The organism is Streptomyces sp. NPDC058335 (assembly GCF_042723915.1).
Taxonomy (GTDB): Bacteria; Actinomycetota; Actinomycetes; order Streptomycetales; family Streptomycetaceae; genus Streptomyces.
On the sequence record NZ_JBHXHX010000011.1, the window covers coordinates 187,994 to 212,187 of the forward strand.

Here is a 24,194-nt window from a genome sequence, read left to right on the forward strand (position 1 = left end):
ACGGCGCGGTGGGCGGGGAAGGGGCATGGTCGACGATCATGGGGACACGCATGTCGGTAATGCCTTCCTCACCTTGGACATCGAATACCTTGCGTACGTGTCCGTCCACCCGTCTGGGGTTCTCTCGCGTACAACACACCGCGTCCCGGTGTTGCTGCGCTCCTGCCATCTGGAGCCGGCGCTCGCCGTGACGATGTTCGTAACCGTCCTGGCCGTGGCGGCGGGCCGCGGGGTGGCCGGATCGGCGGCGGTGGCCGCGGCCGTGCTGGCCGGCCAGCTCTCGATCGGATGGTGCAACGACGCTGCCGACGCACAGCGCGACACGGCCTGCAGGCGCCGTGACAAGCCGGTGGCCACCGGCGAACTCACGCCCCGGGCGGTGGCTGTCGCGGCCGGGACGGCCCTGGGGCTGTGCGTGCCGCTGTCACTGCTGAGCGGCGCCGCCGCGGGAGCGGCACACTTGGGGGGCGTAGCGGCCGGCTGGGCCTACAACCTGTCGTTGAAGCACACGGTGCTCTCACCACTGCCCTATGCCGCGGCCTTCGGCACGCTGCCGGCCTTCGTCACCCTCGGTCTGCCGTCGCCGTCCTGGCCTGCCTGGTGGGCGGTGGCAGCGGGAGCGCTGCTGGGCGTGGGAGCACACCTCGTGAACGTGCTTCCGGACATCGAGAACGATCTGGCGACCGGTGTGTCCGGGCTGCCGCAGCGGCTGGGCCATCGGGCCTGCCGGTGGCTGGCCCCGCTCGTGATGCTGGCGGCCGTGGGCGTGATCGTCGCGGGGCCACCCGGGACGGTGGAGATCTCGGACTGGTTACTGGCCGCAGTGGCCGGGATCGTCGCGGTCGCGGGAACGGCTGTGCCGTCGGGGGCCCGGAGCAGGTGGCCCTTCCGGGCCGCGATCGTGGTGGCTGGCATGGCCGTGGCACAGCTCCTCCTACGGGGCTCGGACATGGCCTGACCCGTGTGTATGGGTTTCGGAGGCAGCTGACGACTACGCCGTCCAGCGATGTTCGCGAGATCACACCGATATGACCACCGAGACGAGCCCGGTCGGCTCCCGGAGCCACGTCGCAAACGACTCCCCCACAACGTGCCCCGTCCCGGGTGCCATGGCAGACCCGCCGGGGCACCGTAGGGGCGGCAGCGCCCATGGCCGGGTGCTGGGCCGTACCGACCGTCTGGTCGCCGAGGCTACGACGCCCACCGTTCACCGTTCCGGGCCTACCCGCGCCGGTCGACCAGCGGGGACTCGATCACCTCGGCGGCTCCATCTCCAGCCTCGCCCACCCCAGAAACTCCACCACGTCCCGCACGCTGTACGCGAGCCCGAGGATCTATCGCCCGTGTTGTACCGATCAAGAGTGCCGCCGCCTGGCATCAGGCGGCGGGACCTCGTGTCCATGCCCTGTACGTTTCCGTGGACCGTCCGTAGGGGACTCGCTGCCTGTGGTGGCGTACGGAGCGGAACAGCGGGTGTGCCTGCCCGCGTTGCAGGCAGGCTGGCTGACGCAGACTTTTGTCCACTGGCGCTTCCGGCCCGAGGCTGTGCAGGCTCTGCTGCCCCGAGAACTGGTCGTGGACGAGTACGAGGGGGCTGCCTGGGTGGGGCTCACGCCCTTTGTCATGGCGGATGTGCGCCCGCCCGGCATACCCGCGGTGGTCCCCGGGCTCCCGACGTTCGCGGAGACCAACCTTCGGACGTACGTCCGCCACCGGCAGAGAGGGGACGGGCTCTGGTTCCTGTCCATCGAGGTCGCCTTCCCCCTGATGCTGGCGGCTAGAGCTGTCGGCGCGCCGTACAACCCAGGCACCCTCAGCGTCTCCGCGAGCGGAGGCACCGTCTCGTACGCCGGTTCCAGATGGATCGGTGGGGCCTCCTACCGCCTGACCGTCCGCCCTGGCGACCCTGTCGAGCCCACCGAGCGGGACGTGTGGCTGACCTCGCGCTGGCGGGCGTACACACGCCGACTCGGCATGATCTGGGAGACGCCGGTCGAGCACGAGCCGTGGCCGCTGGCCGACGCCGCGGTCGACGTACTGGAGGAGACGCTGACCACCACCGCGGGCCTGCCCGCCCCTCTCGGCGAGCCCGTGGTGCACTTCTCGAAGGGGATCAGGCATGTACGGCTGGGCCCCTCCCGGCCCTGTGTCCCAGGACCGGGCCCGTCCTGACCCAGGGCTGGCACGACGGGCCCTCGTCCGGCCGGGGCTCCGCCAACCCGTTGGAGCGGGGACGGGCGGATGAGCCGGATAGTCAGCACAGCGGGTCAACGCGCCGCCCGCGGCTGCGCTCCGACGGCTGGATCGCGGGCCTGGGCACCTCCTCCGGAACGCGCATCGTGCTCGGGCACTGGCAGCGGTCACCGTTCGGGCCGTTCAGCGATGTGATGCTGGAGCGGCCCGACGGAGAACGGCTGCTGCTGGCCCCCACGCAGGCTACGGCGGACTTCATCGACCGTAGGCGTCCTTACCGGGAAGGGGTCCGATGTTGGCCCGTCGGCCGGGGCGGACGGCGGCGTGGCGTCGCCCGGGGCCGGGGCCGCTGCGGGCGGCGAGGGCGTCGGCCACGACGCCGGTGGTGAAGGCGTAAACGGCCTTGTGAAGGACGTCCACTATGAGTTCTGTACGGGGCCAGCTAGGGGGCGGGGCGCCGACGCCGGTCGCGTTTTCGAGGATCTGGTCGTTGGTGAGGCGGACGACGGTGAACTTGGCGGAGGCGACCGGTCCGCGCAGTCCGGCCTGGGCCATGATCGAGCGCAGCACGCCGAGGAAGGCGGCCTGGCCGTAGTGCATGGCCCAATTGACCGGGAGCGGCTGTTTGCCGGGGCGTTCGGGCAAGCCGGTCAGGCGCTGAAGGACCCGGGCGGGCACGTGGGAGTCGGGTCGGCCGGTGATGGTCTGCTCGATTTTCTCGCCGAGGGTCATCACGACGCCTCCGGCGGTACCGGCGACCAGTCCCTGCCACAGTGCGCGCTTGATCATGTCCCGGCGGGTACCCGCCACCACCGGCTTCACCCACCCTGTCAGGCCGGACCCACCCGGTCGCCGCACGGCGGGAAGGGATGGCCATGAGTGCATCGTTCCGGCCGGACACCGCGTCTGGGCCACGCCCTGAGCCTCGAAAGCACTGGCTGTGTACGCGCTGATCGGGGCGGCGGTGATGGGCCGCGGTGGACGCGAGCGTCTTCCACCAGCTCCTGGGTGGCACCCTTTCTACGACCGTTCCGGCACCAGTGTGGGCCTGCAGCCTGCTTTCCGACGGACTGCCGCACAGCGCCGAGGTGCTGGCTCTGCTCGTCGGAGTCGCTCTCGCCGTCCGCGTGGCCCGCCGGAACGGGGCCGGATCGGCATCCCGACTTCCGCGCGCCCGCCCGGTTTCGCGCCTGGCTTGCCAGGGTCGTCGGGGCCCCGGCTAGCTCCTGGGCTCGACATCCAAGCGCGCGTCGCTTCTTGAGAGGTCACGGGGTGGCTGAGGCACACACTCCGATGGGCACACCGAGGGCTCGGCGGGGACCGCCGGGCAGAGGGCGGTGAGCGCGCCCATGGTGGTGCGCGTCTCGCGCGGGCAGAGCCGCTGGCCGGCGGTGAGGATCGAGGCCACCCACGTGCTCATACAGAAGGGGCAGCCCAGGGTGTTCTGCCGTCCTCGGGCTGCTCCTCCTCGTGCAGCCCGGCCGAGCTAGGGGGCCCGCAGCGGACTGGTCACCGATGCCTTGCTCAGCAGACAGCTGAGCCGGAACGTGGCCACCAAGGTCAACACCACGTCCGCCAGCTCTGGCCGGTCCGGCAGCGGGCGCCCGCGCAGCCGTACCGCCGTGGCCCACGCCGCCGTGTACGCCGCCAGATCCCGCCTGACCGCCAGATGGCCGCCCAACGGCCGCTCGTGCTCTGCCGATAGTCTCCTTCGGCGCGTACGAGAAGGGCCACACGTCGTGCGAGGCGGCCGTCAGCTGCTGTCTCCGTGGGCCGTACCCGTTTCTGTCACGCTCCGTTGCAGGTCCGCTCCCCCACCGTTACCCGGGTGGTCGTCTCGGTCCTGCCGGCGTAGGCGCACCTCGACGCGGCCGTCGACGATCCGGGTGTCGAAGGCGGGCTGGGGCGCGGTGGCGGGGCCGCGGACGTTCCAGCCGTCCGAGAGCCGGAAGACGCTGCCGTGCCAGGGGCACTCCACACATCCGTCGGCTACGGTGCCCTCTGACAGCGGTCCCGCGAGGTGACTGCACCGCTCGGCCAGGGCGTGGATCGTCCCGCCGAGTTCGCGCACCACCAGGACCGGCACGTCGTCCACGCTGCGCCGCACCGGCTGACCGGCCGGGAACTCGTCCACCGTCCCGATCCGGTGCCAGCCCTCCGTGACGACGTGCGGAACCTCCTCGGCGTGGTTGGCGCCGGACGCCTGGCGGTAGGCCAAGTGGCCGCCCAGCATGCCGCCGAGCCCGACCGCCGTCAGACCCAGAAAGCCGTATGCCCGGCCCGCTGCCTCGCGTCCCTTGACGCGGCAAGCGAGGGAGGCGGCGTAAAGGCCGACGGCTGCCGTGTTGCTCAGAGCGTGCACCAGTCCGACGCGCTGCTGCTGGCGGTGCAGCTCCGCCCAGTCGACAGCGCCCGCGAAAGCCGCGGGAGCGGCGGCGGCCAGCCCGACGCCGACCAGCAGTCCCGCCTCGCGGGAGCGGCCGGGCCGCAGATCCAGTACGGCCGCGGACAGCCAGCTACCGATCGGCACCTGCACCATCAGCGGATGCACCGGGTGCCCCAGCCACCTGCCGTGCAGCACATCCCGGCCGCGCCCCAACGGCAGGGCTCGCACCCCCTCGCGGAGCGCGTCGATCACCGGATCGGCCCGGGGCTCCCGCTCCAGGCGGTCCAGCAGCCACAGGACCCGGCTCTGCCGCATTCGGCGGCGGTGAGGCGTTGTGCTCATGCTCGGCCGGGTCCCCACCTGCCCGGACGGCAAACGGAGCGGCGAACGTCCGCGGACCGGCGGTTCAGCCGCCGGGCCGGATGACTGCTCGTACGCAGTCGTCGGACTTGCGCTTGCCCATGCTCTGCCATGTACGTCGTGATCTCCCGCCTACGACTCCGGTCGTGTCACTGTGCGACCGGTACCCACTGCCGAGCGGAGCACGACGTGACTCCGGCGCCTTCGCGCCGCGCGGCGAGGCGCTGTGGGAGGGCGACGAGGGGTTTCGCCGCCGGCTTTCGCTCTCGCCTCGACGACGGGGGCACCGACGGTGCTGGGCTCCGCCTGGTGCCCCCCTCAAACCCTCCGTCGCGGAGTGGAGCCAGTGTCAGTGGTCGGTTGCCAGGTGGAGCTTGAGCAGGTCCACACCGTAGTCGTTGCCGTTGGGAGTACGGATCATGGTGTGGATGTGCTGCTGGGTGGGGGTGCCGTTCGGGCCGCCCATGCCACCGCCCGGGCCGGCCGAGGCCGAGGCGGAGGCGGAGGCGGAGGTCGTCGCCGACGCGGAGGCGGAGGCGGAGGCCGAGGCCGAGCTGGAGTCGTCGTCCTCGTGGTAGGCGAGCGGGGACTCTGCGTCGTACTCGATCAGTACGACCGGGGAGTGCACGCGGTAGTAGAACGCCGAGTCGTCCTCGGACTCGCCGATCCAGTAGAAGTACGTGTCGTCGAGGTGCTTCTCGATGTCACGCAGCCACACCCGGGAGTGAGCTTCGTCGATGGTGCCGGTGTAGACCTCGACCAAGTCGAGCAGCAGCTTCTGCTGCTTGCGGTTCAACTCCGAGCCCCTGAGGCCCTTGTAGGGCAGGACCGCGTTGTCGTTGCCGGCGCCGACGGTCAGGTTGGTGCCGGTCTTCTCCTCGGTGCCCGGCGCCGCGGTGGCGAGCTGGGCGTCGTCCAGCGAGCGCAGCAGCTTGAGGCCGGCGGCGGTCTCCTCCCGGAAGAGGTGGTAGTCCACGCCGTCGTAGGTGATCTTCGTCGGCTCGGAGCCGCGGAAGGTCGGGGTCGCGACGACCTGGTCACCCAGGACGAAGTAGTTGATGACCAGGTGGTGGCCCTCGAACTGGAAGCCCCAGGGGTCGGTCGCCGATGGGGTGCCCATGATCGTGAACCAGTAGGCGTCGTAGTTGAGCGCCTTGGAGGTGTCGCCGCCGTACTCACCGAGGAAATGGTTGAGCTTGCGGATCTGGGTGGCGTTCTCGAGCCCACGCGCGGACAACGCGGCCTTGAGCAGCTTGATGGCGAGCTTGTACTGCTTCTCGTCCATGTCGCGCAGGGCGACACCCTCGCGGTCGTTGGAGTCGACGTTGGTCCAGTCGAGCCACTGGTCGGCGTCGATGTCGTAGAGCGTGGCCGACTTCTGGTCGTCGGTCAGCGAGTTCACGAAGGCAGACCCGGCGCGCACCACCGGCGTGGTGGAGACGCCGGTCCGGTGAATCGCGTACAGGTCACCGACGACGGTGCCGTCGGTGGTGACGCCGACGAAGTCGTCGTACGCGATGGTCTGGCCGAAGCCGCCACCGGGCGGCGGGCCTGACGGGGTGGCGCTCGCCGTGGCGTCGGCGGTGGGCGTTTCCGCACCGGCCTGGCTGGCGGCGTAGCCGCCCATGACCGCGACTGCGGAGACACCGCCGGCGAGCAGGGCCTTGTTCATGAACCAGCGGCGGGAACGGTGGGCTGCTTGCGTTCTCGGCTTGTGTCCGTGCGTTGAGTTGACCATGTCGCTGACGATTTCGTTGACAATTAGGGATTGCGTGGTAAAAACCTGTGAGCCGTATAGGAGTTCATCCACCGGGAGCGTTGGCATCAGCCGTGCAGTCAGCGGTACGCCGCCTCCGGCCCCGGGGTGCAGGGCGATGCCGCCCGTGCCGATCAGGCTGCCGACGTCGAGGAACGGGGTGTCGACGGCCTTGCCGGGGACGAGGGCCCTGGTGCGGAGGACCAGCAGGCGGGTGAGCGCGTCGGCGACCGTGCGGGAGAGGTCGGGGCGGCATACCAGCAGGGCAGGTTGGACAGATGGTGGCGGCGCCCCCGCCCTGCGGTACGCGCCCTGCGGCAACGGGACTCTTCCAGGCCCGAGTCGGCCGGGCGTCGTGGTCGCCTGGCGCGCCTGCGCGTCGAGATCCGCCAGCGAGTCCGGGGACGGCCCGCCCCACGTCTCTTCGCCGCCGCCCCGCGGCCCGGCAGCCCTGCGCGACCTGCGTCTGATCAGGGCGAACGCGACCAGGCCCACCGGAACGAGCACCACGAGCAGGAGGAGCCAGCTGCCTCCGCCGACCCCTACCTGCTCGCCCTGACCCGGATCCGCCTCTCCGGGCGTCATATCCAGCGTGGGCACGGGCTGACCTGAAAGCACCGCGTCGTACCCGCGAGCCGCACCGATCGCCGCTCCCGCCCAGTCGTTCTGCCGCAGCGCAGGCGTGACAGCCGTTGCGTCGACCCGCGCCAGGTCCTCTCGCGTCAACGGTGACTTCGCGTCCACGTAGTAGGAATACTGCCGGTCACCGGTGGCGACAGCGAGCAGGGCGTCGTTGGCGCCGAGCCTGTTCCTTGTGGCCGTGTCGTTCGCCCACTGCTGGGGGGAGCGTCCGGAGAAATCGCTCACGTAGTCCACGAACAGCCGTATCTGGTGTTCGTCGACCAGTTGGGCCAGTGCTTGAGCGACTTCTGGTTCCCGGTTGCCGAGTGCCCCGACACGGTCCGTGACCTGCTCTTCCCGCGACAGATCGACCGGGGCGTCGGCCAGGGCGGCGTTCGCCGGCGCCAGGGTCAGGCCGCCGACCGTCAGCAGCACAGCCAAGGGAATCCGCACGAACGTACGCGTCACGGTATTCGACGCTGTGCACCCGCGAGCCCTTCGGCGACCGGACGGCCCGGCCGGCGAACGCGTTCGCCAGGCCGTCCGCCAGCCGATGACGACACCGCAGCCCGGAGCGGTGCGCGTCGACACCCAGCCCGCAGCCCAGCCCGCGACGAACACGGCTACCGGGAAATCCTTACGGCTGTGAACCCCAGGCGAGAAGGAGCCGAGGCTGCCCGTCGAACCCTTCTCGTTCCGCTCCGGCCCACCCATCGCCATTCCCCTTTCGCACGCGCACTTCACCGGCCGCGTAACCGTCCCGCCCGCGACGATTCATGCGTAAAACTCCCTCATTTACTGTCTGTCCACCTCCTGCCACGCGACGCCATGGACAGGCGGATCCATTGAGCCGACAGCCAACCGCACCTTCACAGCAGACGGCCGTGGCCGGTGTGCAGCTTGGCCCAGATGGTGTCGGCGCGCAGCGGGAGGGTGGTGAAGCGGATGCCCGTGGCGTCGCGCAGGGCGTTGGCCAGGGCGGGGGCGATGGGGTTGAAGGCGGCTTCGCTGCCGGGTTTGGCGCGGTGAAGGTCGTCGGGGTCGGGCGTGGCGACGAAGCGGACGTCGGTGTGGGGCACGTCGGCGGCGTGCGGGATCGGGTAGGTGCGGAGTTGCTGTGTGGTGATGTGGCCGTAGTGGTCGGTGCGGAGGTCTTCCATCAGGGTGGTGCCGATGCCCTGGGCGACGGCGCCTTGGATCTGGTCACGCAGTTGTCGCGGGTCCAGGACGGTGCCGGCGTCGCTGGCGTGGATGGACTCGAGGAGGGTGACGAGGCCGGTGTCAGGGTCGACGGCGAGGCGGATCCACTGGGCGTTCGCCGCCAGGCCTGGGGTGCCTGTGGTGGCGTCGCGGGTCGCCGTGGCGGTGAGCGGTCGGCCGGGTTGGTACAGGAGGGACAGGGGCAGGAGGCGGCCGGCGCAGTCGACGGAGTCCTGGTGCAGGCGGCAGTCGGCCGGGGCGGTGCCGGTGTGGGTGGCTGCGGCCTCGAGGACAGCCATATGCAGGCGGCGGCAGGCGTCATGGACGGCGCGGGCGGTGAGGGTGGCGCCGGTGGAGACGAAGCCCCCGGTGTCGTGGGTGAGCAGGTCGGTGTCGCCCTGGCGGAGGTGGATGCGGTCGGCTGCGGTGGCCAGTGCGGCGGCGGCGATGCGCCGGTGCACGGTGGTGGCCTGGCTGCCGAATTCCGGGGCGCCCGTGCACAGGTCGTAGGTCCCGTCGGCGCGCAGGGTTGCGCTGGCCTGGGCGAGGTGGCCGTCGGATGGCAGGGTGTGGGTGACGGTCACGGCCATGCCCTCCCCTACCAGCCAGGACGAGGGGAGCGCAGGAAGTGCGGCCTTGTGCTGGGCGCGGGCGGTTTCCAGGAGGTCGAGGCAGCCGGTGACGCCGTGGTCGGCGACAGGGGGCGTGCCGCCGGCCGTGAGAGCCGGTGCGGGCTGTCCTGGGCGCAGGTATGCCTGGCGGCGCAGGACCAGGGGGTCGAGGCCGGCTGTGTGGGCGAGTTCATCGAGGGCGGATTCGACGGCGAAGGCGATCTGGCCGATGCCGTAGCCGCGGAAGGCGCCCGCCGGGACGTTGTGTGTGTAGAGGGCCCAGCCGTCGACGGTGATGTTGGGGCAGCGGTAGAGGTCCAGGGCTTCGGTGCAGGCGTGGCGCAGAACGGCGGGGCCGTGGTTGCCGTAGGCGCCGGTGTCGCACAGGACGTGCAGCCGCAGGGCGGTGAGGCTGCCGTCGCGGCGGACGGCGATCGTCACCCGGACCTGGAAGGGGTGGCGGGTGGTGGTGGTGAACTCCTCGGCGCGGGTGTACTCGATTTTGACCGGCCGCCCGGTGCGCAGCGCGGCGAGCACCGTGATGTCCTCGGTGAGCATTTCCTGTTTCCCGCCGAACGCGCCGCCCAGCCGTGCGGCCGTGACATGCAGCCGTTCCAGCGGCAGGCCGAACACTTTGGCCAGGAGCCGGCGGGTCAGGTGCGGTGCCTGGGTGGCGGTGTGGACGTGCAGTCGCCCGTCGTCGTCCTGCCAGGCGATTGTGGCGTGGGTCTCCAGCGCGGCGTGCTGCACGCGGTGGGTGCGGAACGTCTCCTCGTAGCGGTGCTCCGCCTCGGCCAGCCCGGCATCAAGGTCACCGGTGGCGGCGTGCACCTCGTCGGCGACGTTTCCGCTGGGATGGACCAGGGGTGCGTCTGCGGACAGGGCGTGTTCCGGGCCGGTGACGGCGGGCAGGGTTTGGTAAGTGACGCGCAGGCGGCGGCAGCCCTCCTCTGCGGCGGCTTCGGTGTCGGCGACGACCGCGGCGACGCGCTGGCCCGCATGGCGCACGACGTCGTCCAGGACGCGGGTGTCGGCCGGGTCCTCATCGGCGTCTTCGTGCAGCGCGGTGGAGAAACGAATGGTGGGCGCATCACGGTGGGTAAGTACGGTGTGAACGCCCGGCACGGCGAGGGCCTCGGCACTGTCGATGTCGACGATGCGGGCGTGCCGGTGCTCGGAGCGCACCAGTTTGATGTGTAGCAGCCCGGCGGGATCCGGGCGGTCAAGGGTGAATCGGACCCTGCCCGTGACGACGTCCTCCACCTGCGAGGGCAGCCCAGCGGGGGCGTTCCCTGCCGCGGTGGGGGCCTGCTCGTCAGCGTTACAGTCCTCCTGCGACGCCTGGATGGCTTCCATGATGCGCCGGTAGCCGGTGCAGCGGCACAGGTTGCCCTTGAGTGCCTCGGTGAGGTCGCCGCTGCGGGCCTGGTCCAGGGCGGCTGCGGTCATCACGAAGCCCGGAGTGCAGAAGCCGCACTGGAAGGCGTGGGCGGCGGCGAAGGCCTGCTGCACGGGGTGAAGCGAGTTCTCCTCGGACAGTCCCTCCACCGTCGTCACCGCCCGCCCCGCAGCGCGCAGGGCCGGGTAGAGGCAGCTGTGTACGGGCATGCCGTCCACGTGCACGGTGCAGGCTCCGCAGTCACCGCTGTCGCAGCCCTTCTTCACTCCTGGACAGCCCTGCTGGCGCACGTAGGTGCGCAGGCACTGCCCGGGTGCTGGTGGCTCGGATACGGACCGGCCGTTGAGCAGGACCGAGAAGGTCATGTCAGTTCTCCGTCTCCAGTGCCTGCCGTGCTTCCTCGGCCAGGTGGTGGATGAGGTGGCGGCGCCACGCGGGGGAGCCGTGGGCGTCGTCCACGATCCCCGTCGCGTCGACCGCCTGCTCGATCGCCGCGCGCAGCCCGGCCGCCGTGGGCGTCCGGGGGAAGGACAGGTGCACGGGGCGTGGGGTGGCAGCGGTGAGCGTAAAAGTGACCTGCCCGGGATCGTCGAGGGCGGAGGCGGCGATCACCAGGGCCGCCGAATGCCCGCCGGGGCGCAGACTCGCCCGGCGCATCACGGTGCGCTGCGCCAGGCCTGCGGCTCGCAGCCGCAGACAGCGCAGCATCTCCCCCGGCCGCAGACACGTCCGGCCAGCTCCGGTGACGAAGTCACCGACCGGCAGCTGCCGGTCGCGGCCGTCGGCGGCGCGCAGCACACACACGCCGTGCAGGGCGACCGCCAACGACACCATCGGCGCGGCCGGCAGTGCCAGGCACACGTTGCCACCCACGGTGGCGGTGTTCCACACCTTGAAGGACGAGGAGAACGCCCGGCAGCAGTCCGCCATCAGCGCACGCGCATCGGGCCAGGGGCCATCGGGCTGCAGGGCGAAGGCCAGCAGCTCCGCCACCGTGCATGTCGCCGCGATCTCCAACCCGCCCTCGCTGACCACCAGTGGCTGCCAGTCCATGCGGGCCAGGTCCCACAGACGGGAGATCTCGGGCTGAGGCGTCGAGAACAGCCAGGTGCCGCCGGCCAGCCACGCATCACCTTCCTCCCACCGCACGCCACAGCTCGCATCGAGCACGGCCCGGACCGCCGCAAGATCCATACCTGTCCGCCTCCACCGGCCGTCGAACGGGCGGCTGTCTGGCGCCCGCAACAGTGCCAACCCCCGGCCCCTCACTCATGTCACGCCGCGTCCGGGTGATGACCGGGCATACCCGCTCTGTGATGGGTCCGGATCATCCACCCGGACGCACCACCACGTGCAGTGATGAAGTGGGCAGAAACCACCATGCGTAGGAGCACGCGCCGCCATGGGGCGCAGCAGGCCGTCGTCGACGACCGGAGCCGGGACACGAACGGCCGTGGAGCCTGGCGCTGGAGGACCGGGCACTCCTGGTCGCGGCCTACTGGCGCACGAACCCCACCATCTCGTCGACCACCAGCACCGCCTGGTCGTCGTGCAGGTGTTCCACTACGTAGTCGCGCAGGTCGTCGCGTACCTGGTCGGCGTCCCACTTGGCCCGCCCCAGCAGGTGCTGCATGCCGTCCGGGGCCCTCTCCCCGGCCCACTCGGCGATGGTCCAGCAGTTCTTGCGCGGCAGGTCCGACAGCAGCCCGAGCACCAACCGCCCAGCCCGGCGCCGGGGTTCGACCCGCGCGAACCGTCCCGCTATCCGGCCCATCAGGCCCTCCGACGCCTCCTGCCAACGGGCAGGATCTCCCCTGTGACCTGCGGCCACCGCATGATCAACAGTGGCCGCACCCGTCTCCCGCCGGGAAACCGGCATCGCCGGGCGAAAACGGTGCTCCAGCCCTCCTCGTCAGCCTCGCAGAAGGCAGAAGGGATGACCGGCCGGATCCGCGAAGATCCTCCAACCGCGGGTGTCGACGTGGAGCAGCGTGGCACCAAAGCCGAGGACCTGCTCCTGAGCCCGGTCAAGGTCGGGGACATCGAGGTCCAGATGGAACTGCTGCGGGTACGTGCTGTCCGGCCACCGCGGCGCCTGGTGGTCCTTCACGCGCTGGAACGCAAATACCAGGCCAGAGCCCGTGTGAAGGGTGGCAAAGTCGTCACCGACTGACCACCTGCGATCGGGCTCGTTGACCGCGCCGCCGAGGAGCGATTGGTAGAACCGGGCGAGTTCAAGGACATCCGGACAGTCCAGAACCACGCACTGCAGCTTGCCGATCACCGGTGATCCTCCAACAGCATGGGCCCCCGGCTCTGGTGAGCCACGGCCCGACGCGCAGGAAGGCACTGCGTAGGACCGCCGAGCGCGTAAACCTTAGCCGCATCTTCCGCCACTCGTCCGTCACATCACGATCTACGACTGGAGTACTGGAAGAGCCTGCTCGTGTCCCTTTCCCTCACTCCGCCAGTGAGGTAGGCGACGGGCTGATCACGGGCGATGAGCAGACAGATCAGCAGGGCGGCACCGCCATGATTGAGATCGACGGCCCGCAGCGCATCGTCGGACAACGCCAGCGCATCGCCGATCAGCGCCAACAACTCAGCCTCGTCGTTGAGGATCCGTCGCGACAGAAGTCGCTCACCCTCCGCGTTGATCACCACGGGATGGTGATGCGTCTTGCCGACGTCCACCCCGGCCCAGATCTCGGCCACGGTCACCTCCGCCGACTCGTCGTACACCGACCCCGCAGACGCCCGCGCCGGCGTCGGCCTACAGCAGCGATCGAGTCACGTCTCCCAATCGGCGGTCGAGTCGTCGCGGCGCTCGGGGCGGTCAAGTCCCGTAAGCCATCGGCGGCTCAGCCGTTACAGCCACAGAATCCCTTGCCTCATGTGCGGTCGACTTGACACTGTGCACGACTGACACAGTTCACAGCGCGTACGACAAACTCTCATGCCCATAATCGCCGTATGGTCCGTGGGGAGTCCGCCGCGAAGGTTGCTATGAACGTGAACAACGCTAGATGGTTAGCAGATTGGCGCGCATCCATTGGACAAACAAGTGTGACGCTTTCCAGGTGATGCCATAGGGGTTGGGACCGGTAGTGGAGTGAACGGCTCCGCATCATGGTCGCACTGGACCTTTTTCCATGGCGCATTGTTCTCCTTGTCATCGGCCGCGAGGCATGACCGGGCTGGTGCCCCAGACGTTGCCCCGTCGCCGTCTCCTCAACAGCGGACCGGCGTCAACGGCGTTTGGGGGATGGCCGAGATCCATGTCGATTCCAGGGGTGCCTATGGTGCCGTGCGGATCATGGAGGAGTACTGCCGAGGGACGGCCGTACTTCGCGGTGCTGCGCCGGCCGAACCGGGACTTGTTTCGACAATGCCGCTACGACACGGCACGGGCCCGGCAGGGCGTTTTCCGGTGGATCACGGAACATGACAACCAGAAGCCACTCGACCTTCGGCTACGTCACACCGTACGAAGCGAGAACCCGCTGTCGACAACGACCCGGCCTCGCGACATAGAACGAGAACGTCGGGACCCGTGGGGTCGTTCAGGGGGTGACCAACCCCTTCTATCGGGGGCAATGGACTGATGTCCGAGCAACGCGAGCACGCCGAGCATGTCTCGGCGCGGGTGTGGGGGCGGGACGCGGTGTCCGCCGCCGGTCCCGCCACGCTCAGCCTGCAGCGTCAGGCGCTGCTGGTCACCGTGGTCCTGCGGATGTCCAGCGCGGCGGTGGCCGCGGTGGTCGCACTGCTGGGGCTGGAATCTGCGGAGAACCCCGTGTGGGTGCTGCTGTCCGTCGCCGGGGTGCTGGTCTGGGCGGGCTTGTTCAGCATCCGCACGCTTGGCGGTGGGCCGGCCTTCCGGTTCGGTGCGGGGGACGTCGTGGTCTGCGCCGTGCTCTGCCTGCTCCACGGCCAACTGGTCCCCGCTCCGGTGCTGACGGCGTCCGCCGGCTCCGGATGGGTCGACCTCATAGCCAGCATCACCGTGCTCAACGCGCAGTGCTTCCTGCGCCAGCCCCACGGACTGCTCGCGACCGTCGTGATCGCCACGGCCTACACGGTCGGTGCCCCGGGGCTGCGGGAGGCGCCCGTCGTCCTCCTGCTCCAGGGCATTCTGAGCGCCGGGATGTTCATCCTGCTTCGCCGCGCAGCCCGTTCGGCGGACTCCACGCTGGCGGCCAGGGCCAAGGCCCGCGCGAACCACCTGGCCAGGGCGGCGGCCCGTGCGGACGAACGCGACCAGCAGCGGCGGCTGCACGACACCGTGCTCGCCACCCTCACCATGGTGAGCACGGGAGCGATCACGGAGCATTCCGAGCTGCTGCGGCGCCGCGCCGTGGCCGACCTCCGGGTGATCCAGGGTCTTGCGGCAGACACGGATGACGCCGCGTACCGGGCCGGGACGACGGACCCAGGCGAAACGACCACGCCCCTCCTGGTCCCCCTGGACGCGGCGCTGCGCTCTGCTGCCTTCGCGCCGAGGCCCGGCCTGCCCGCGCTGACCGTGGAGTTCGGGCTCGTTCCGGTACTGCTGCCCCGCCCGGTGGTGACCGCGCTCGCCGACGCCGTCGCGGAGGCTCTGACGAACGTCGTCCGGCACGCCGGCACCACGTCGGCTCAAGTGCGCGCGCAGCCGGCCGGTGCCGGTGTGGTCGTGGACGTGCTCGACGGGGGACGCGGCTTCGATCCCGCTACCGTACCCGCGCACCGCAGGGGTCTGCGGGAGTCGATCACGGGGCGGATGGCGGCGGTGGGCGGCGCTGCGAGCATCGAGACGCGGCCGGGCGACGGCGTGCACGTCATGCTGCGGTGGCCCCGTTGAGGAGCGATACGGGCGCACCCTCAGGCGAATCGGTCGCGGTCCGGTACTCCCAGGTGATCAGCGTCGTGGTGGTGGTCATCGTTGCCGTCTGGCACGGCGCCTATGACTCGCTGATCCTGGTCCGGGGATGGTCGCGGTACGAGCCTGCGTGGGCGGCGTTGTCCTCTTGGCTGGTGCTTTCCGTCGTCCAGCTGGTCGGCTCCGTCCTCCTGCTCCGCTCCGGGCTACGCGGCCGTCTGGCCCCGCTACTGACGTCAGTCGCGCTAGTGGCCGGCGTCGCCGCCGTCGCGACGTATCCGAGAGGCGAGGCGATCGGCGACATCAGCTGGGCCGCCAACACGGTCGGCTGGTTCGGGGTACTGCTCCTGATGCAGCGCCCGATGCGCGAACTGGTCGCCCTGCTGGCCTGCACCATCGCGATGACGACGGTCGCGCTCGGGGTGAACGGCGACCTGGACACCCATGTGACCTGGTCCCGTCTGATCGCCCAGTCCTACACCACGGCCGGTATCCAACTTGCCTTCGTCCTGCTCACCCGGGAGTTGCACCACGCAGCCCGGCTCACGGCCGACGCGGCGCGGGCGCAGGCCAACCGCATGGCACGACAGGCGGCCGAGGAGGCCCTGCACGCCGAGCGGCGACGGCGCTACCGCTACCTGCGTGACCGCATCGCACCGCTGCTGCACGACCTGGCCGAGGGCCGGGCGCATCCGGGGGACGGCGCCTTGCAGCGGTCGAGCGGGATCGAGGCGACGCGGCTGCGCAGGCTGTTCGCCGAGACGGAGGACGCGGCCCATCCGCTGCTGCACGAGTTGCGGGCCTGCGCCGACGTCGCCGAGCGACGGGACGTGGACGTCACGTTCGTCTGCTACGGGGAACTGCCCGACGTCCCCGTGGCGGTGCGCAGGCAGCTGACCGAAGGCCCGCTCCTGGCGCTGGCATCGGCGAAGACCTCCGCCCGGGTCACCGTCGTCGTGACGGCCGGCGAGGTAGCGGTCAGCGTGGTGGCCGACGCCACGGTGCCAGCAGCGCCGCGCACGGTCCGTTCCACCGACACATCGGTGTTGTTCGACGAGAAGGAGAATCTGCTGTGGTTGGAATCCCGATGGCGCGTACCGGCACCGCGTTCGACGTCGGCATCGTCGACGACCACCCGGTGGTGATCGACGGTGTCCGGTCCTGGTTGGCCGAGGAGCCGAGCGTACGCGTCAGACACACCGGCGAAACCACGGCGGACCTGCGCTCCGGCGCGGTGGACGTCCTGATCGTCGACCTCAACCTCAACGGGCGGCTTGTGCTGTCGGACATCGGCCAGCTCGCCGCCGAGGGCCAGCGGCTGGTCGTCTTCTCGCAACTGACCGACGAGTCACTGGTGATGGACGTGCTGAACATGGGCGTTGCCGGGTTCGTCACCAAGAACGAGGGCCAGGCCCATCTGCTGCACGCGGTACGCGCCGCCGCGGCAGACCAGCCCTATGTGCCGCCGACGACGGCCGGCGTTCTGGTGTCCGACCGCAATCCGGTGGCCCCTCAGCTGTCCCAGCAGGAGCGGACGTCGCTGCTGTGGTGGTTCCAGTCCATGTCCAAGGCGTCGGTGGCCCGCCGCATGGGCGTGTCCGTGCACACCGTGGACATGTACATCAAGCGGGCTCGGGTCAAGTACGCCCAGATCGGTCGGGCCGCACCGACGAAGACCGACATGCTGGCTCGTGCGATCGAGGACGGCCTGGTCACTCCCGCCGAGCTCGCGAACTCCGCCCGGTGGACGCCGCCGCCGTCGTGAGCGCCGCCGGCTATACCGCGCGGGAGAAGCGCCGGGCCGCGAGTGCCAGGGCGGCGAGTCCGAGCACGCACATCACCAACAGTTCGACCAGGAGCGGCGGTGCCCAGCCGCCCCAGTCGGGACCAGTCAGGAGCGCGCCGCCCGGCGCGGCCCCCGCCACGGTCTGCCGCAGCGCGTCTACTGCGTAGGTCAGCGGGTTGACGAGCGTCAGGGCGGCCAGCCACACCGGCAGACCCTCCACCGAGAACATGGCGCCCGACAGGAAGAACAGTGGCAGCATGGTCACACCGAGCGCGGACTGGAACGTCTCGATCCGGGTGATCCGGACGGCCGCCAGGGTCACGAACGCGGTCAGGGTGAACGCCACCAGCGCCAGTTCCCCGAGCAGCGCGAGCAGCAGCAGCGGGTCGTAGGGCAGGCCGGCGAGTCCGGCGAACGCGAGCAGCAGCCCGCTCTGCGCCGTCGCCGTCACCGTGCTGCCCAGGCACTTGCCGACCAGGAAGGTGTCCCGCCGGACCGGCGCGACGAGCACGGCACGCAGCAGCCCCGTCTCGCGGTCGCGCACGATGGACATCCCGGCGTTCAGCGCGGGCATCTGCACAGCCATCATCAGGATCCCCGGGTAGACGTACGTCATGTAGTCCCCGGTGCCGGACGTGGACCCGACCATGGCGCTCAGCCCGGTGCCGAGCACAACGAAGTAGAGCAGCGGATTCAACAGCGTCAGCCCCGCCTGCGCGGGACTCGCGATCAGCCGGGTCACCTCCCGTCGGACCAGCGCCCGCAGTGCGGCCAACTCGGCGGCGCGCCTGCCGGGTGGCCGCGCCGTGAGCCGGCCGGGGCGCTCCGTGGTGGACTCCAGCACGTCGGCTCCCTCCCTCTTCCTCTTGCTCGTCCTTCTACGGATTGCGCATGGAGCGGCCGGTGTGGTGGAGGAACACGTCGTCCAGGCTGGGCCGCGTGACGGCCACCGACGTGACGCCCGTGGTCAGGTGGGCACACAGTCGCGGAACCCAGCGCGCCCCGTCCGCCGTCCTGACCCGCACGCCGTCCGGCGTCGCCTCGGCGTCCAGGCCGAACCGCTCACGGATGGACCGGACCGTCTTCCCGTCGTTGCCCGTTCGCAGGTGCACGACATCGGCGCCGATCGCCGACTTGAGTTCGTGAGGAGTCCCGAGCGCCACCAGACGGCCGTCGTCCATCACCGCGATCCGGTCGCAGTTCTCGGCCTCCTCCAGGTAGTGCGTGGTCAGGAAGACGGTGACTCCGTCCTGCCGACCGAGTTCGTGCAGTTTCTGCCAGACCTGGGCCCGGCTCTGCGGGTCGAGTCCGGTCGTCGGCTCGTCGAGGAACAGCACGCGCGGTCGGTGCATCAAGGCCCGCGCCACCTCCAGCCTGCGCTGCATGCCGCCGGAGTAGGTGCCGACCGGTGCGTCGCTCCGGTCGGTGAGGCCCACCATGTCCAGCAACGAGCGGGCCTGGGAGCGCACTTCGCGCCGCGGCATGCCGTACAGGCGGGCGTTGAAGTACAGGTTCTGCCACCCGGTCAGGTCACGGTCGGCGGTCGGCTCCTGGAAGACGACTCCGATCTTGCGCCTGACCTCGTCGGGACGGTGCGCGACGTCCACTCCGGCCACTGCCGCCCGTCCCGCGCTGGGGCGCAACAGGGTGGACAGCATGCTGATGGTGGTGGACTTACCCGCGCCGTTGGGGCCGAGGAAGCCGAACTTCTCCCCCTCCGCCACCGTCAGGTCCAGGCCGTGCACCGCCACGGTGTCGCCGTAGACGCGCCGCAGGCCACGAGTGCGGATCACCTCGGGTTCGGGGGCGCTCACCGGCGTGGCGGTACGGTCATGATGACGTGGAAGGCGCGGACGTGCGCATCGTCCTCGCCGACGGGCTCGCCGTTCACAGCCACCCAGGCGTGCGCCCCGAAGGGTTCGGTGACCACGCCGGTGCACCATTGGGGCCAGGTGCCGCTCAGTCGGCACAACAGCGCCGCCGCGACGGACCGTTGCAGACAGCGTGGGCCGGCGCAGGCCAAGCTCACGTACACCACCGCGTTGCGTGCCCGCAGTGCCTGCGCCACCGTCGCGGGGCGTGCGCCCCGGCTCGCGAACGCCAGTACGCGGCGCAGCCTGGCCGGCGGCAACCGGGTCAGCACGCGTGCGACGCCGGCGGCGACCACAGCCAGAGTACGCAGGAACCAGGGCGGGGGGTCGGCGGACTCAAGGCGCAGGGTGGTGCCGCCGCTCACGGGACGATCACCTTGGCCGTGCGCAGGGCGTCGAGCAGGCTCTCCACGTGGGCGGCGGCCCGCTCGGGCGCGTCGGGGTAGCACCGCAGCAGCGTCTGGGCGGCCTCCTGCGGCGACTCGCCGTCCAGCAGACAGCGCAGCACGACGGCACCGGTGCGGTTGAGCATCCAGTAGCGGCCGTTCCGTTCGTCGAGCAGCACGGTGCCGTTCTCGGTGTCGGCGACGGACACCCCGGACACCAGGGCGAAGGTCATCATGCCTCCTTACGTGGTTCGGAACGAGGGCGCAGCGGTGGTCGTGCCCGCGGGTTGCAGGGCCCGCAGCCACAACTCGCAGGCGAGGGTGGGGTCGAAGGGCATCAGCGGCCGGGTGTCGGCGTGGGTGGTGACCAGCAGCCGACGCAGGGCCGCCCCGTCGATCAGGCCCATGCGGGCCAGGTGCGTGTCCGCCGCGAAGTCGAGCAGCTCGCCACGGCGTCGGCGCAGGCCCGCGTACAGGGTGGGACTGGCGTCGTCCTTGCCCGTGCGGTGCAGGATCTCAGCCGGCACGACGCCGTCCAGCGCCCGCGCGAGCACGGGCTTGAGCCGGTTCGTGGCCACCCTGTCGGCCAGCCGCACGGACAGGACAGCCTCCAGCACCCGGTTGTCGGTGTAGGGGGCGTGGAAAGTGACGCCCGCATGCCCGCCAATACTCGAATTACGGCGCATGACCGTGCCGTTGATCCGGTTGATCCAGATCATCTCGTGCTGCACCGGGAGCGCAGCCAGCGGCTCAGGGCCCGTCGCGACCGCCTCGCGCAGCAGACGGCGCACGCTCGACGCGGCGTCCGGGGTGATCCAGGGCGGCAGCTTCGCCGAGACCTCCCAGTACGCTCCCGAGCCCCAGGCCCGGTCCGCGGCGAGTTCGTCCGTCTCGGTGGCCAGCCATCGCCGGTAGGACGGCGCGGCCGCCATCGTGCGCACCGTCGTGGCCATCGACCAGCGGCGCTTTGACCGCATCGCGCGCAGGTGCGGCAGGGCGGCGGCCGGATCGCGCCGGAGCAGCCCGTGCAGGCACATCGTGCCGGGGAGGAACAGCTCGTCGCCCCCGACGCCCTGGAGGTGACGACGTGCGCCCAGGGACGCGACGAGGCCCGCCTGGTGCTCGACGGTGGCCCTGGACCGGGCGAACATCAACGGGCCCTCCCGGTCGTGCGGGGTGTGCCCGAACGGCGCATACCAGTCCGGCGTGTCCGTCGGCGGCACCACCACATGGCGGGCCTTGGGCAGTACGGCCGCCGCCCGACGCGCGTGGGTCAGGTCCTCTCCCCGGCCGCCGTGCGCCTCGTAGTGCAGGGTGGCCAGGTTCGTGCCGACCGAGCGGTCGGCGACGAAGCACAGGCTCGTCGAGTCGAGCCCGCCGGAGAGGTCGGCGCTCACCACCTGCTGACCCGCGGTCCGCGCCGCAACGGCGTCGAACAGCGCCTCGCGGACGAAGTCGCCGTCGCCCAGGGGCCGTTCGGGCTCGGGCGGCGTCCACCAGCGCCGGGTACGCCCGGCTCCGTCACTGCCGATCTCCAGGCAGTGCCCGATGCGCGGGCTGCGCACGCCGCGCCACACCGAACCCTCGCTGAGCGGCTCGGGAGGTCCGAACGGGGACAGCAGTTCGAGCGCTACTCGTTCCGTGTCGACGCTCGCGCCGATGCGCTCGGCCAGGGTCTCGGCCCGGGAGGCCGCCAGCGTCACACCGGCGACCCGCGCATAGAAGACCTGGCACGCGGTGGACAGCGTCCCCTGGACCCGGACGTCGCCGTCGAGCGACGCCACGAGGTGGAAGCTGCCGGCGTACAGTCGGCCGAGTTCGTCCAGGTCCGCCAGGGACCGGACCCGGCCCAGCTGGGCCTCCAGGACTTTGGGTTGAACGGTCGTGCAGCCGAGCAGGGCCAAGCGGCGAGGGCCGAGGGAGGCAAACACGATCTCGTCGTCCGGCCAGTCGCCCACGAGCCAGGGCCGCCCGGAGTGGTGCTCGATCACCTTGGGACGCGGCAGACCGGGCGGCAGCGCCGGTGCGAGGGCCGCGACGCCGGCGGAATGGTCGGGAAGTACCACGAAATCCATGAGTATCCTCCACCGGAGTGCGGGGTTGGGGTGGCCCGACCGGCATGTGGCGTCGGTCGGGCCACCCCGAGGTGGAGTGACCGGGATGCGGTACGGCCGGTTCGTCGGACTGCTGTTCCGGCGGTACCGCCCGTGTCACTCGGCCCCGTGGGGCCTACGGGTGGATCAGAACCACCAGGCGCCCCACGGGCTGTCGAGCCAGTAACCCCGCGACGTGAGCTGCGTGAGCTCGGCGAAGTCGCCGACCTCGATCAGGGTGGGAACCTCATACACGTTGGCCATGAAAGCCACCTCCGTCGGTCGAATGGCGCCGGGTGTTCCCGGACGCCGGATATTGGTCGGGCGGGACGACCCGTCTCGCTTGCCCGGTCCTTCCGCCTGGCACAACGCTATGGACGGGGCCGCCCCTACGCACGACACCTGTTCGGGTAACACACCCTTGTTCAGGGGGCATGCCCCCGCGTTGTTCGAGACCGCTATCCGTGGAAGGTAGGGATTTGCGGGGTCGCGGCACACCGGCACGGTGAGTTCAGGGTGCCGCCCGCGCAGAGCACTAGGCGAGTTGGCCGCCGCGCCGACTGTCGGTCGGCGAGCACTCGCTGGAGGCGTTGACCCGCTGGTCCTTCGGCTGGGGAGGGCGGGCGTCAGGGGGACATCGCGTATCCCGCTGCCGGCTGGCCGAACATCTGGGCGATGTGCCAAACGGCGTGGTCCGACCCGTGGAAGAACACGTCCAGGCGCCCGTGGCCGTCGGCCTCGACGACGGGCTCGCCGCCGATGTTCTGCGCGATCTGTTCGTAGGCGCTCCAGGCGGTGCCGTTGACGATGGTCTGCTCGTTGACCCACAGGTGACCGCTGCCCCAGTGGAAGACGGCCAGCCGGGCATCCGCGCCCCGGGCGACGGCCGGATTTCCGGTCAGAGTGCCGCCGAGGCTGCTCAGCGTGTCCCACCCGTTGTAGTCGTCTGTCTGCGGCAGGTGCCACAGGGCGTTGTCGGTGCCCCGGAAGAACACCTCCAGGCGCCCGTCGGCGTTGGTGCCGATGACGGGGTCGCCGCCGATGTTCCGCACGATGCTCCGGGGACTTTCCCAGCCGTTGTTGTTGGCGTCCCGCTGGCGGACAACCCACAGGTGACCGTCGGCGCCGCGGAAGAACACCTGCAGACGGCCGCGGGCGTCGGTCGCCACCGCCGGGTCACCGGACAACGCGCCGCCCAGGGCAGCAGGGCCGGTCCAGTTTCCGTAACCGGACTTGGTGGTCTCCCACACATGCCACAGGGCGTTGTCGGTGCCCCGGAAGAATGCCTCCGGGCGGCCGTCGGCGTTCAGCCCGGGAACCGGGGCGCCTCCGATGTTGTTGGCCAGCACCTTGCCTGGGCCGTAGCCGCCGTTGATGACCGTCTGCCAGGGATGTTCGAGGTTGCCCTGCCCGTTCCGGAAGAACACCCCGATGCGCCGCGCGGCAGTCCGCAGGGCGGTGGGATCACCGGACAACGTGCCGGCTCCCAGGTTCTCCCACTCGGACCAGCCGCCCCAGGTCTGCTGATGGCAGGTCGACAGCGCGTTGTCCACGCGGCCCCTGATGAACACCTCCAGACGGCCGTCCGAAGAGGGCGCCACCGCCGGATCACCCGTCAGCTGCCCGCCGAGCGAGGCCGCCGGGCCCCAGGACATACCCGGCGTCGAAGGAACCGTCATGTTCTTCCCCTCCTGCTTTCACCCCCAGAACTTCAACCAGGGGATTCACTTCTTGCACCTGATCGACTACTCATACGGCCACGGGTAGACCCGCCTACGGCTCCATGACGGGACGTCAGCAGTCGCCGCGAGCCGGTGTATCCCCTAACGCGCCCCTGTACAGCACCCCCCTCACCACCCCGCGTGAGCCAGCGAACCGCCTGTGCGGTGCTGGCAGAAATCGCAAGGTCCGCCGGACGAGCGAGGTGAAATCGCGCGGTCACGGCTCCCCGGCCGCTCCCCGGCACCCGGGTGTCGTCCAGGCCGAGGTCGCGCATCGGCACTGCTCGGCGGGTACGACACCGAAGGCTGCCTTCACCGCGCGGTCCTTGAACCCGAGGATGGCGTCGGGGTGGGGGCAGCCGGGCCGTGATGCGACTGTGGAAGCCGGCCTTCGAGGGCTATCGGGTCCTGAAACGACGGAAGAGGTTGCGGGCCACGTACACGCCCGAGCCGCCGAAGCCGACGATGTCGACGCGTCCGTCACCGGTGATGTCGGCGAGGAATCGCGGGTGGTGGTCGACCCGCCAGGCGCCTGCGTCCTCGTTGTACCCGAAGCCGCGACACACCAGCTGGGCCTGCTCGAACCGGCCGCCGCCGCGGTTGTGCGACACCCAGACCCCTTCGTCGCCGAAGCCGATGATGTCCGGGTTGCCGTCGCCGGTGACGTCGGCGAGAAACCGAAGGTGCTTGGCGCTCGTCCACCCCTGGGCGAGCCCGAAGTCGTTCAGGACGAGCTTGGAAGGCTCGAACGTGCCGTCGCCACGCCCGCGTGAGACGACGACGCCCTGCGGGCCGAACCCGACGATGTCCACTGCTCCGCCATCGGTGGTCCGGACCAGGAACCGAGGGTGCTCCTCGATCGAACTCCACCCCTGGTCGACCCCGAAGTCGTCGAGGAGGTACAGGGGGTCCGCGAACGTCCCGTCCTCGTCCTGGAGTGACACCCAGAC

The 24,194-nt window shown here is 70.6% G+C and carries 22 protein-coding genes and 2 pseudogenes; 6 read left to right on the top strand and 18 right to left on the bottom strand.

Annotation, left to right across the window (positions count from 1 at the left end; all coding sequences use genetic code 11):
• Window positions 1–25: 25 nt before the first annotated feature.
• The 3 genes and pseudogenes from ACFWJX_RS22995 to ACFWJX_RS23005 form a co-directional block, all read left to right on the top strand.
• Window positions 26–958 (top strand): UbiA family prenyltransferase, encoded by a 933-nt coding sequence (locus ACFWJX_RS22995; RefSeq protein ID WP_383246142.1) that lies wholly within the window; start codon window positions 26–28, stop codon window positions 956–958.
• Between the two features lie 488 nt (window positions 959–1,446).
• Window positions 1,447–2,172 (top strand): YqjF family protein, encoded by a 726-nt coding sequence (locus ACFWJX_RS23000; protein WP_383246145.1) that lies wholly within the window; start codon window positions 1,447–1,449, stop codon window positions 2,170–2,172.
• Between the two features lie 113 nt (window positions 2,173–2,285).
• A pseudogene (locus ACFWJX_RS23005) lies at window positions 2,286–2,498 on the top strand (hypothetical protein); the annotation flags it as partial.
• Here ACFWJX_RS23005 and ACFWJX_RS23010 read toward each other — a convergent pair.
• The 10 genes and pseudogenes from ACFWJX_RS23010 to ACFWJX_RS23055 form a co-directional block, all read right to left on the bottom strand.
• Window positions 2,449–2,982 (bottom strand): hypothetical protein, encoded by a 534-nt coding sequence (locus ACFWJX_RS23010; RefSeq protein WP_383246148.1) that lies wholly within the window; start codon window positions 2,980–2,982, stop codon window positions 2,449–2,451. The pseudogene ACFWJX_RS23005 and the gene ACFWJX_RS23010 sit on opposite strands and share 50 nt — an antisense overlap.
• Window positions 2,983–3,412: 430 nt before the next feature.
• The gene (locus tag ACFWJX_RS23015) at window positions 3,413–3,613 is read right to left on the bottom strand and encodes a hypothetical protein (RefSeq protein ID WP_383246150.1); all 201 of its coding nucleotides are present in this window, start codon (window positions 3,611–3,613) and stop codon (window positions 3,413–3,415) included.
• A 66-nt stretch (window positions 3,614–3,679) separates the two neighbouring features.
• Complete coding sequence (locus ACFWJX_RS23020) at window positions 3,680–3,874, bottom strand: hypothetical protein (RefSeq protein ID WP_383246154.1); 195 nt, start codon at window positions 3,872–3,874, stop codon at window positions 3,680–3,682.
• A gap of 72 nt (window positions 3,875–3,946) precedes the next feature.
• On the bottom strand, window positions 3,947–4,921 hold the full coding sequence (locus tag ACFWJX_RS23025) for a Rieske 2Fe-2S domain-containing protein (RefSeq protein ID WP_383246157.1): 975 nt from the start codon (window positions 4,919–4,921) through the stop codon (window positions 3,947–3,949).
• Window positions 4,922–5,288: 367 nt separating this feature from the next.
• Window positions 5,289–7,784: a DUF3500 domain-containing protein gene (locus ACFWJX_RS23030; protein ID WP_383246160.1), complete on the bottom strand. Its 2,496-nt coding sequence runs from the start codon at window positions 7,782–7,784 to the stop codon at window positions 5,289–5,291.
• A gap of 401 nt (window positions 7,785–8,185) precedes the next feature.
• The gene (locus tag ACFWJX_RS23035; protein ID WP_383246162.1) at window positions 8,186–10,891 is read right to left on the bottom strand and encodes a molybdopterin-dependent oxidoreductase; all 2,706 of its coding nucleotides are present in this window, start codon (window positions 10,889–10,891) and stop codon (window positions 8,186–8,188) included.
• A 1-nt stretch (window position 10,892) separates the two neighbouring features.
• Window positions 10,893–11,720, bottom strand: a complete 828-nt coding sequence (locus tag ACFWJX_RS23040) for an FAD binding domain-containing protein (RefSeq protein WP_383246165.1) — start codon at window positions 11,718–11,720, stop codon at window positions 10,893–10,895.
• A gap of 325 nt (window positions 11,721–12,045) precedes the next feature.
• A pseudogene (locus ACFWJX_RS23045) lies at window positions 12,046–12,300 on the bottom strand (transposase); the annotation flags it as partial.
• Between the two features lie 138 nt (window positions 12,301–12,438).
• On the bottom strand, window positions 12,439–12,810 hold the full coding sequence (locus ACFWJX_RS23050) for a VOC family protein (protein ID WP_383246168.1): 372 nt from the start codon (window positions 12,808–12,810) through the stop codon (window positions 12,439–12,441).
• 125 nt (window positions 12,811–12,935) lie between these two features.
• On the bottom strand, window positions 12,936–13,241 hold the full coding sequence (locus ACFWJX_RS23055; protein WP_383246171.1) for a transposase: 306 nt from the start codon (window positions 13,239–13,241) through the stop codon (window positions 12,936–12,938).
• An 889-nt stretch (window positions 13,242–14,130) separates the two neighbouring features.
• On the opposite strand from ACFWJX_RS23055, the gene ACFWJX_RS23060 reads away from it, so the two are divergent.
• Genes ACFWJX_RS23060 through ACFWJX_RS23070 form a run of 3 tightly spaced genes read left to right on the top strand, consistent with a single transcriptional unit; the run spans window position 14,131 to window position 17,152 of the window.
• Window positions 14,131–15,369, top strand: coding sequence for a sensor histidine kinase (locus ACFWJX_RS23060; RefSeq protein WP_383246174.1), 1,239 nt, complete (start codon window positions 14,131–14,133; stop codon window positions 15,367–15,369).
• Between the two features lie 53 nt (window positions 15,370–15,422).
• Window positions 15,423–16,532, top strand: a complete 1,110-nt coding sequence (locus ACFWJX_RS23065; RefSeq protein ID WP_383246177.1) for a hypothetical protein — start codon at window positions 15,423–15,425, stop codon at window positions 16,530–16,532.
• Window positions 16,475–17,152, top strand: a complete 678-nt coding sequence (locus ACFWJX_RS23070; RefSeq protein WP_383246180.1) for a response regulator — start codon at window positions 16,475–16,477, stop codon at window positions 17,150–17,152. The genes ACFWJX_RS23065 and ACFWJX_RS23070 overlap by 58 nt, the downstream gene beginning before the upstream one ends.
• A gap of 10 nt (window positions 17,153–17,162) precedes the next feature.
• On the opposite strand, the gene ACFWJX_RS23075 is transcribed toward ACFWJX_RS23070, so the two are convergent.
• From ACFWJX_RS23075 to ACFWJX_RS23110, 8 genes are all read right to left on the bottom strand, one after another.
• Complete coding sequence (locus tag ACFWJX_RS23075) at window positions 17,163–18,017, bottom strand: ABC transporter permease (protein WP_383246183.1); 855 nt, start codon at window positions 18,015–18,017, stop codon at window positions 17,163–17,165.
• 34 nt (window positions 18,018–18,051) lie between these two features.
• Window positions 18,052–18,987: an ATP-binding cassette domain-containing protein gene (locus ACFWJX_RS23080; protein WP_383246185.1), complete on the bottom strand. Its 936-nt coding sequence runs from the start codon at window positions 18,985–18,987 to the stop codon at window positions 18,052–18,054.
• The gene (locus ACFWJX_RS23085) at window positions 18,984–19,409 is read right to left on the bottom strand and encodes a lasso peptide biosynthesis B2 protein (RefSeq protein WP_383246188.1); all 426 of its coding nucleotides are present in this window, start codon (window positions 19,407–19,409) and stop codon (window positions 18,984–18,986) included. Before ACFWJX_RS23085 ends, ACFWJX_RS23080 begins: the two co-directional genes overlap by 4 nt.
• The gene (locus tag ACFWJX_RS23090) at window positions 19,406–19,666 is read right to left on the bottom strand and encodes a lasso peptide biosynthesis PqqD family chaperone (protein ID WP_383246191.1); all 261 of its coding nucleotides are present in this window, start codon (window positions 19,664–19,666) and stop codon (window positions 19,406–19,408) included. Before ACFWJX_RS23090 ends, ACFWJX_RS23085 begins: the two co-directional genes overlap by 4 nt.
• A 6-nt stretch (window positions 19,667–19,672) precedes the next feature.
• Window positions 19,673–21,505 carry an asparagine synthase-related protein gene (locus tag ACFWJX_RS23095; protein ID WP_383246194.1) on the bottom strand — a complete coding sequence of 611 codons (1,833 nt, stop codon included), beginning with the start codon at window positions 21,503–21,505 and terminating at the stop codon, window positions 19,673–19,675.
• A gap of 165 nt (window positions 21,506–21,670) precedes the next feature.
• The gene (locus tag ACFWJX_RS23100) at window positions 21,671–21,787 is read right to left on the bottom strand and encodes a lasso RiPP family leader peptide-containing protein (protein WP_229894392.1); all 117 of its coding nucleotides are present in this window, start codon (window positions 21,785–21,787) and stop codon (window positions 21,671–21,673) included.
• Window positions 21,788–22,149: 362 nt separating this feature from the next.
• Window positions 22,150–23,202, bottom strand: coding sequence for a hypothetical protein (locus ACFWJX_RS23105; protein ID WP_383246197.1), 1,053 nt, complete (start codon window positions 23,200–23,202; stop codon window positions 22,150–22,152).
• A gap of 440 nt (window positions 23,203–23,642) precedes the next feature.
• Window positions 23,643–24,194: FG-GAP repeat domain-containing protein (locus tag ACFWJX_RS23110; RefSeq protein WP_383246199.1), on the bottom strand; the 552-nt coding region annotated here is incomplete at its 5' end.

Bases quoted from the DNA above. Each gene is read 5' to 3' on its own strand.
- ACFWJX_RS22995 (WP_383246142.1), top strand. From the start codon at position 26: ATGGTCGACGATCATGGGGACACGCATGTCGGTAATGCCTTCCTCACC.
- ACFWJX_RS23010 (WP_383246148.1), bottom strand. From the start codon at position 2,982: ATGATCAAGCGCGCACTGTGGCAGGGACTGGTCGCCGGTACCGCCGGA.
- ACFWJX_RS23015 (WP_383246150.1), bottom strand. From the start codon at position 3,613: ATGAGCACGTGGGTGGCCTCGATCCTCACCGCCGGCCAGCGGCTCTGC.
- ACFWJX_RS23025 (WP_383246157.1), bottom strand. From the start codon at position 4,921: ATGAGCACAACGCCTCACCGCCGCCGAATGCGGCAGAGCCGGGTCCTG.
- ACFWJX_RS23035 (WP_383246162.1), bottom strand. From the start codon at position 10,891: ATGACCTTCTCGGTCCTGCTCAACGGCCGGTCCGTATCCGAGCCACCA.
- ACFWJX_RS23040 (WP_383246165.1), bottom strand. From the start codon at position 11,720: ATGGATCTTGCGGCGGTCCGGGCCGTGCTCGATGCGAGCTGTGGCGTG.
- ACFWJX_RS23060 (WP_383246174.1), top strand. From the start codon at position 14,131: ATGTCCGAGCAACGCGAGCACGCCGAGCATGTCTCGGCGCGGGTGTGG.
- ACFWJX_RS23070 (WP_383246180.1), top strand. From the start codon at position 16,475: ATGGCGCGTACCGGCACCGCGTTCGACGTCGGCATCGTCGACGACCAC.
- ACFWJX_RS23090 (WP_383246191.1), bottom strand. From the start codon at position 19,666: ATGATGACCTTCGCCCTGGTGTCCGGGGTGTCCGTCGCCGACACCGAG.
- ACFWJX_RS23095 (WP_383246194.1), bottom strand. From the start codon at position 21,505: ATGGATTTCGTGGTACTTCCCGACCATTCCGCCGGCGTCGCGGCCCTC.
- ACFWJX_RS23100 (WP_229894392.1), bottom strand. From the start codon at position 21,787: ATGGCCAACGTGTATGAGGTTCCCACCCTGATCGAGGTCGGCGACTTC.
- ACFWJX_RS23105 (WP_383246197.1), bottom strand. From the start codon at position 23,202: ATGACGGTTCCTTCGACGCCGGGTATGTCCTGGGGCCCGGCGGCCTCG.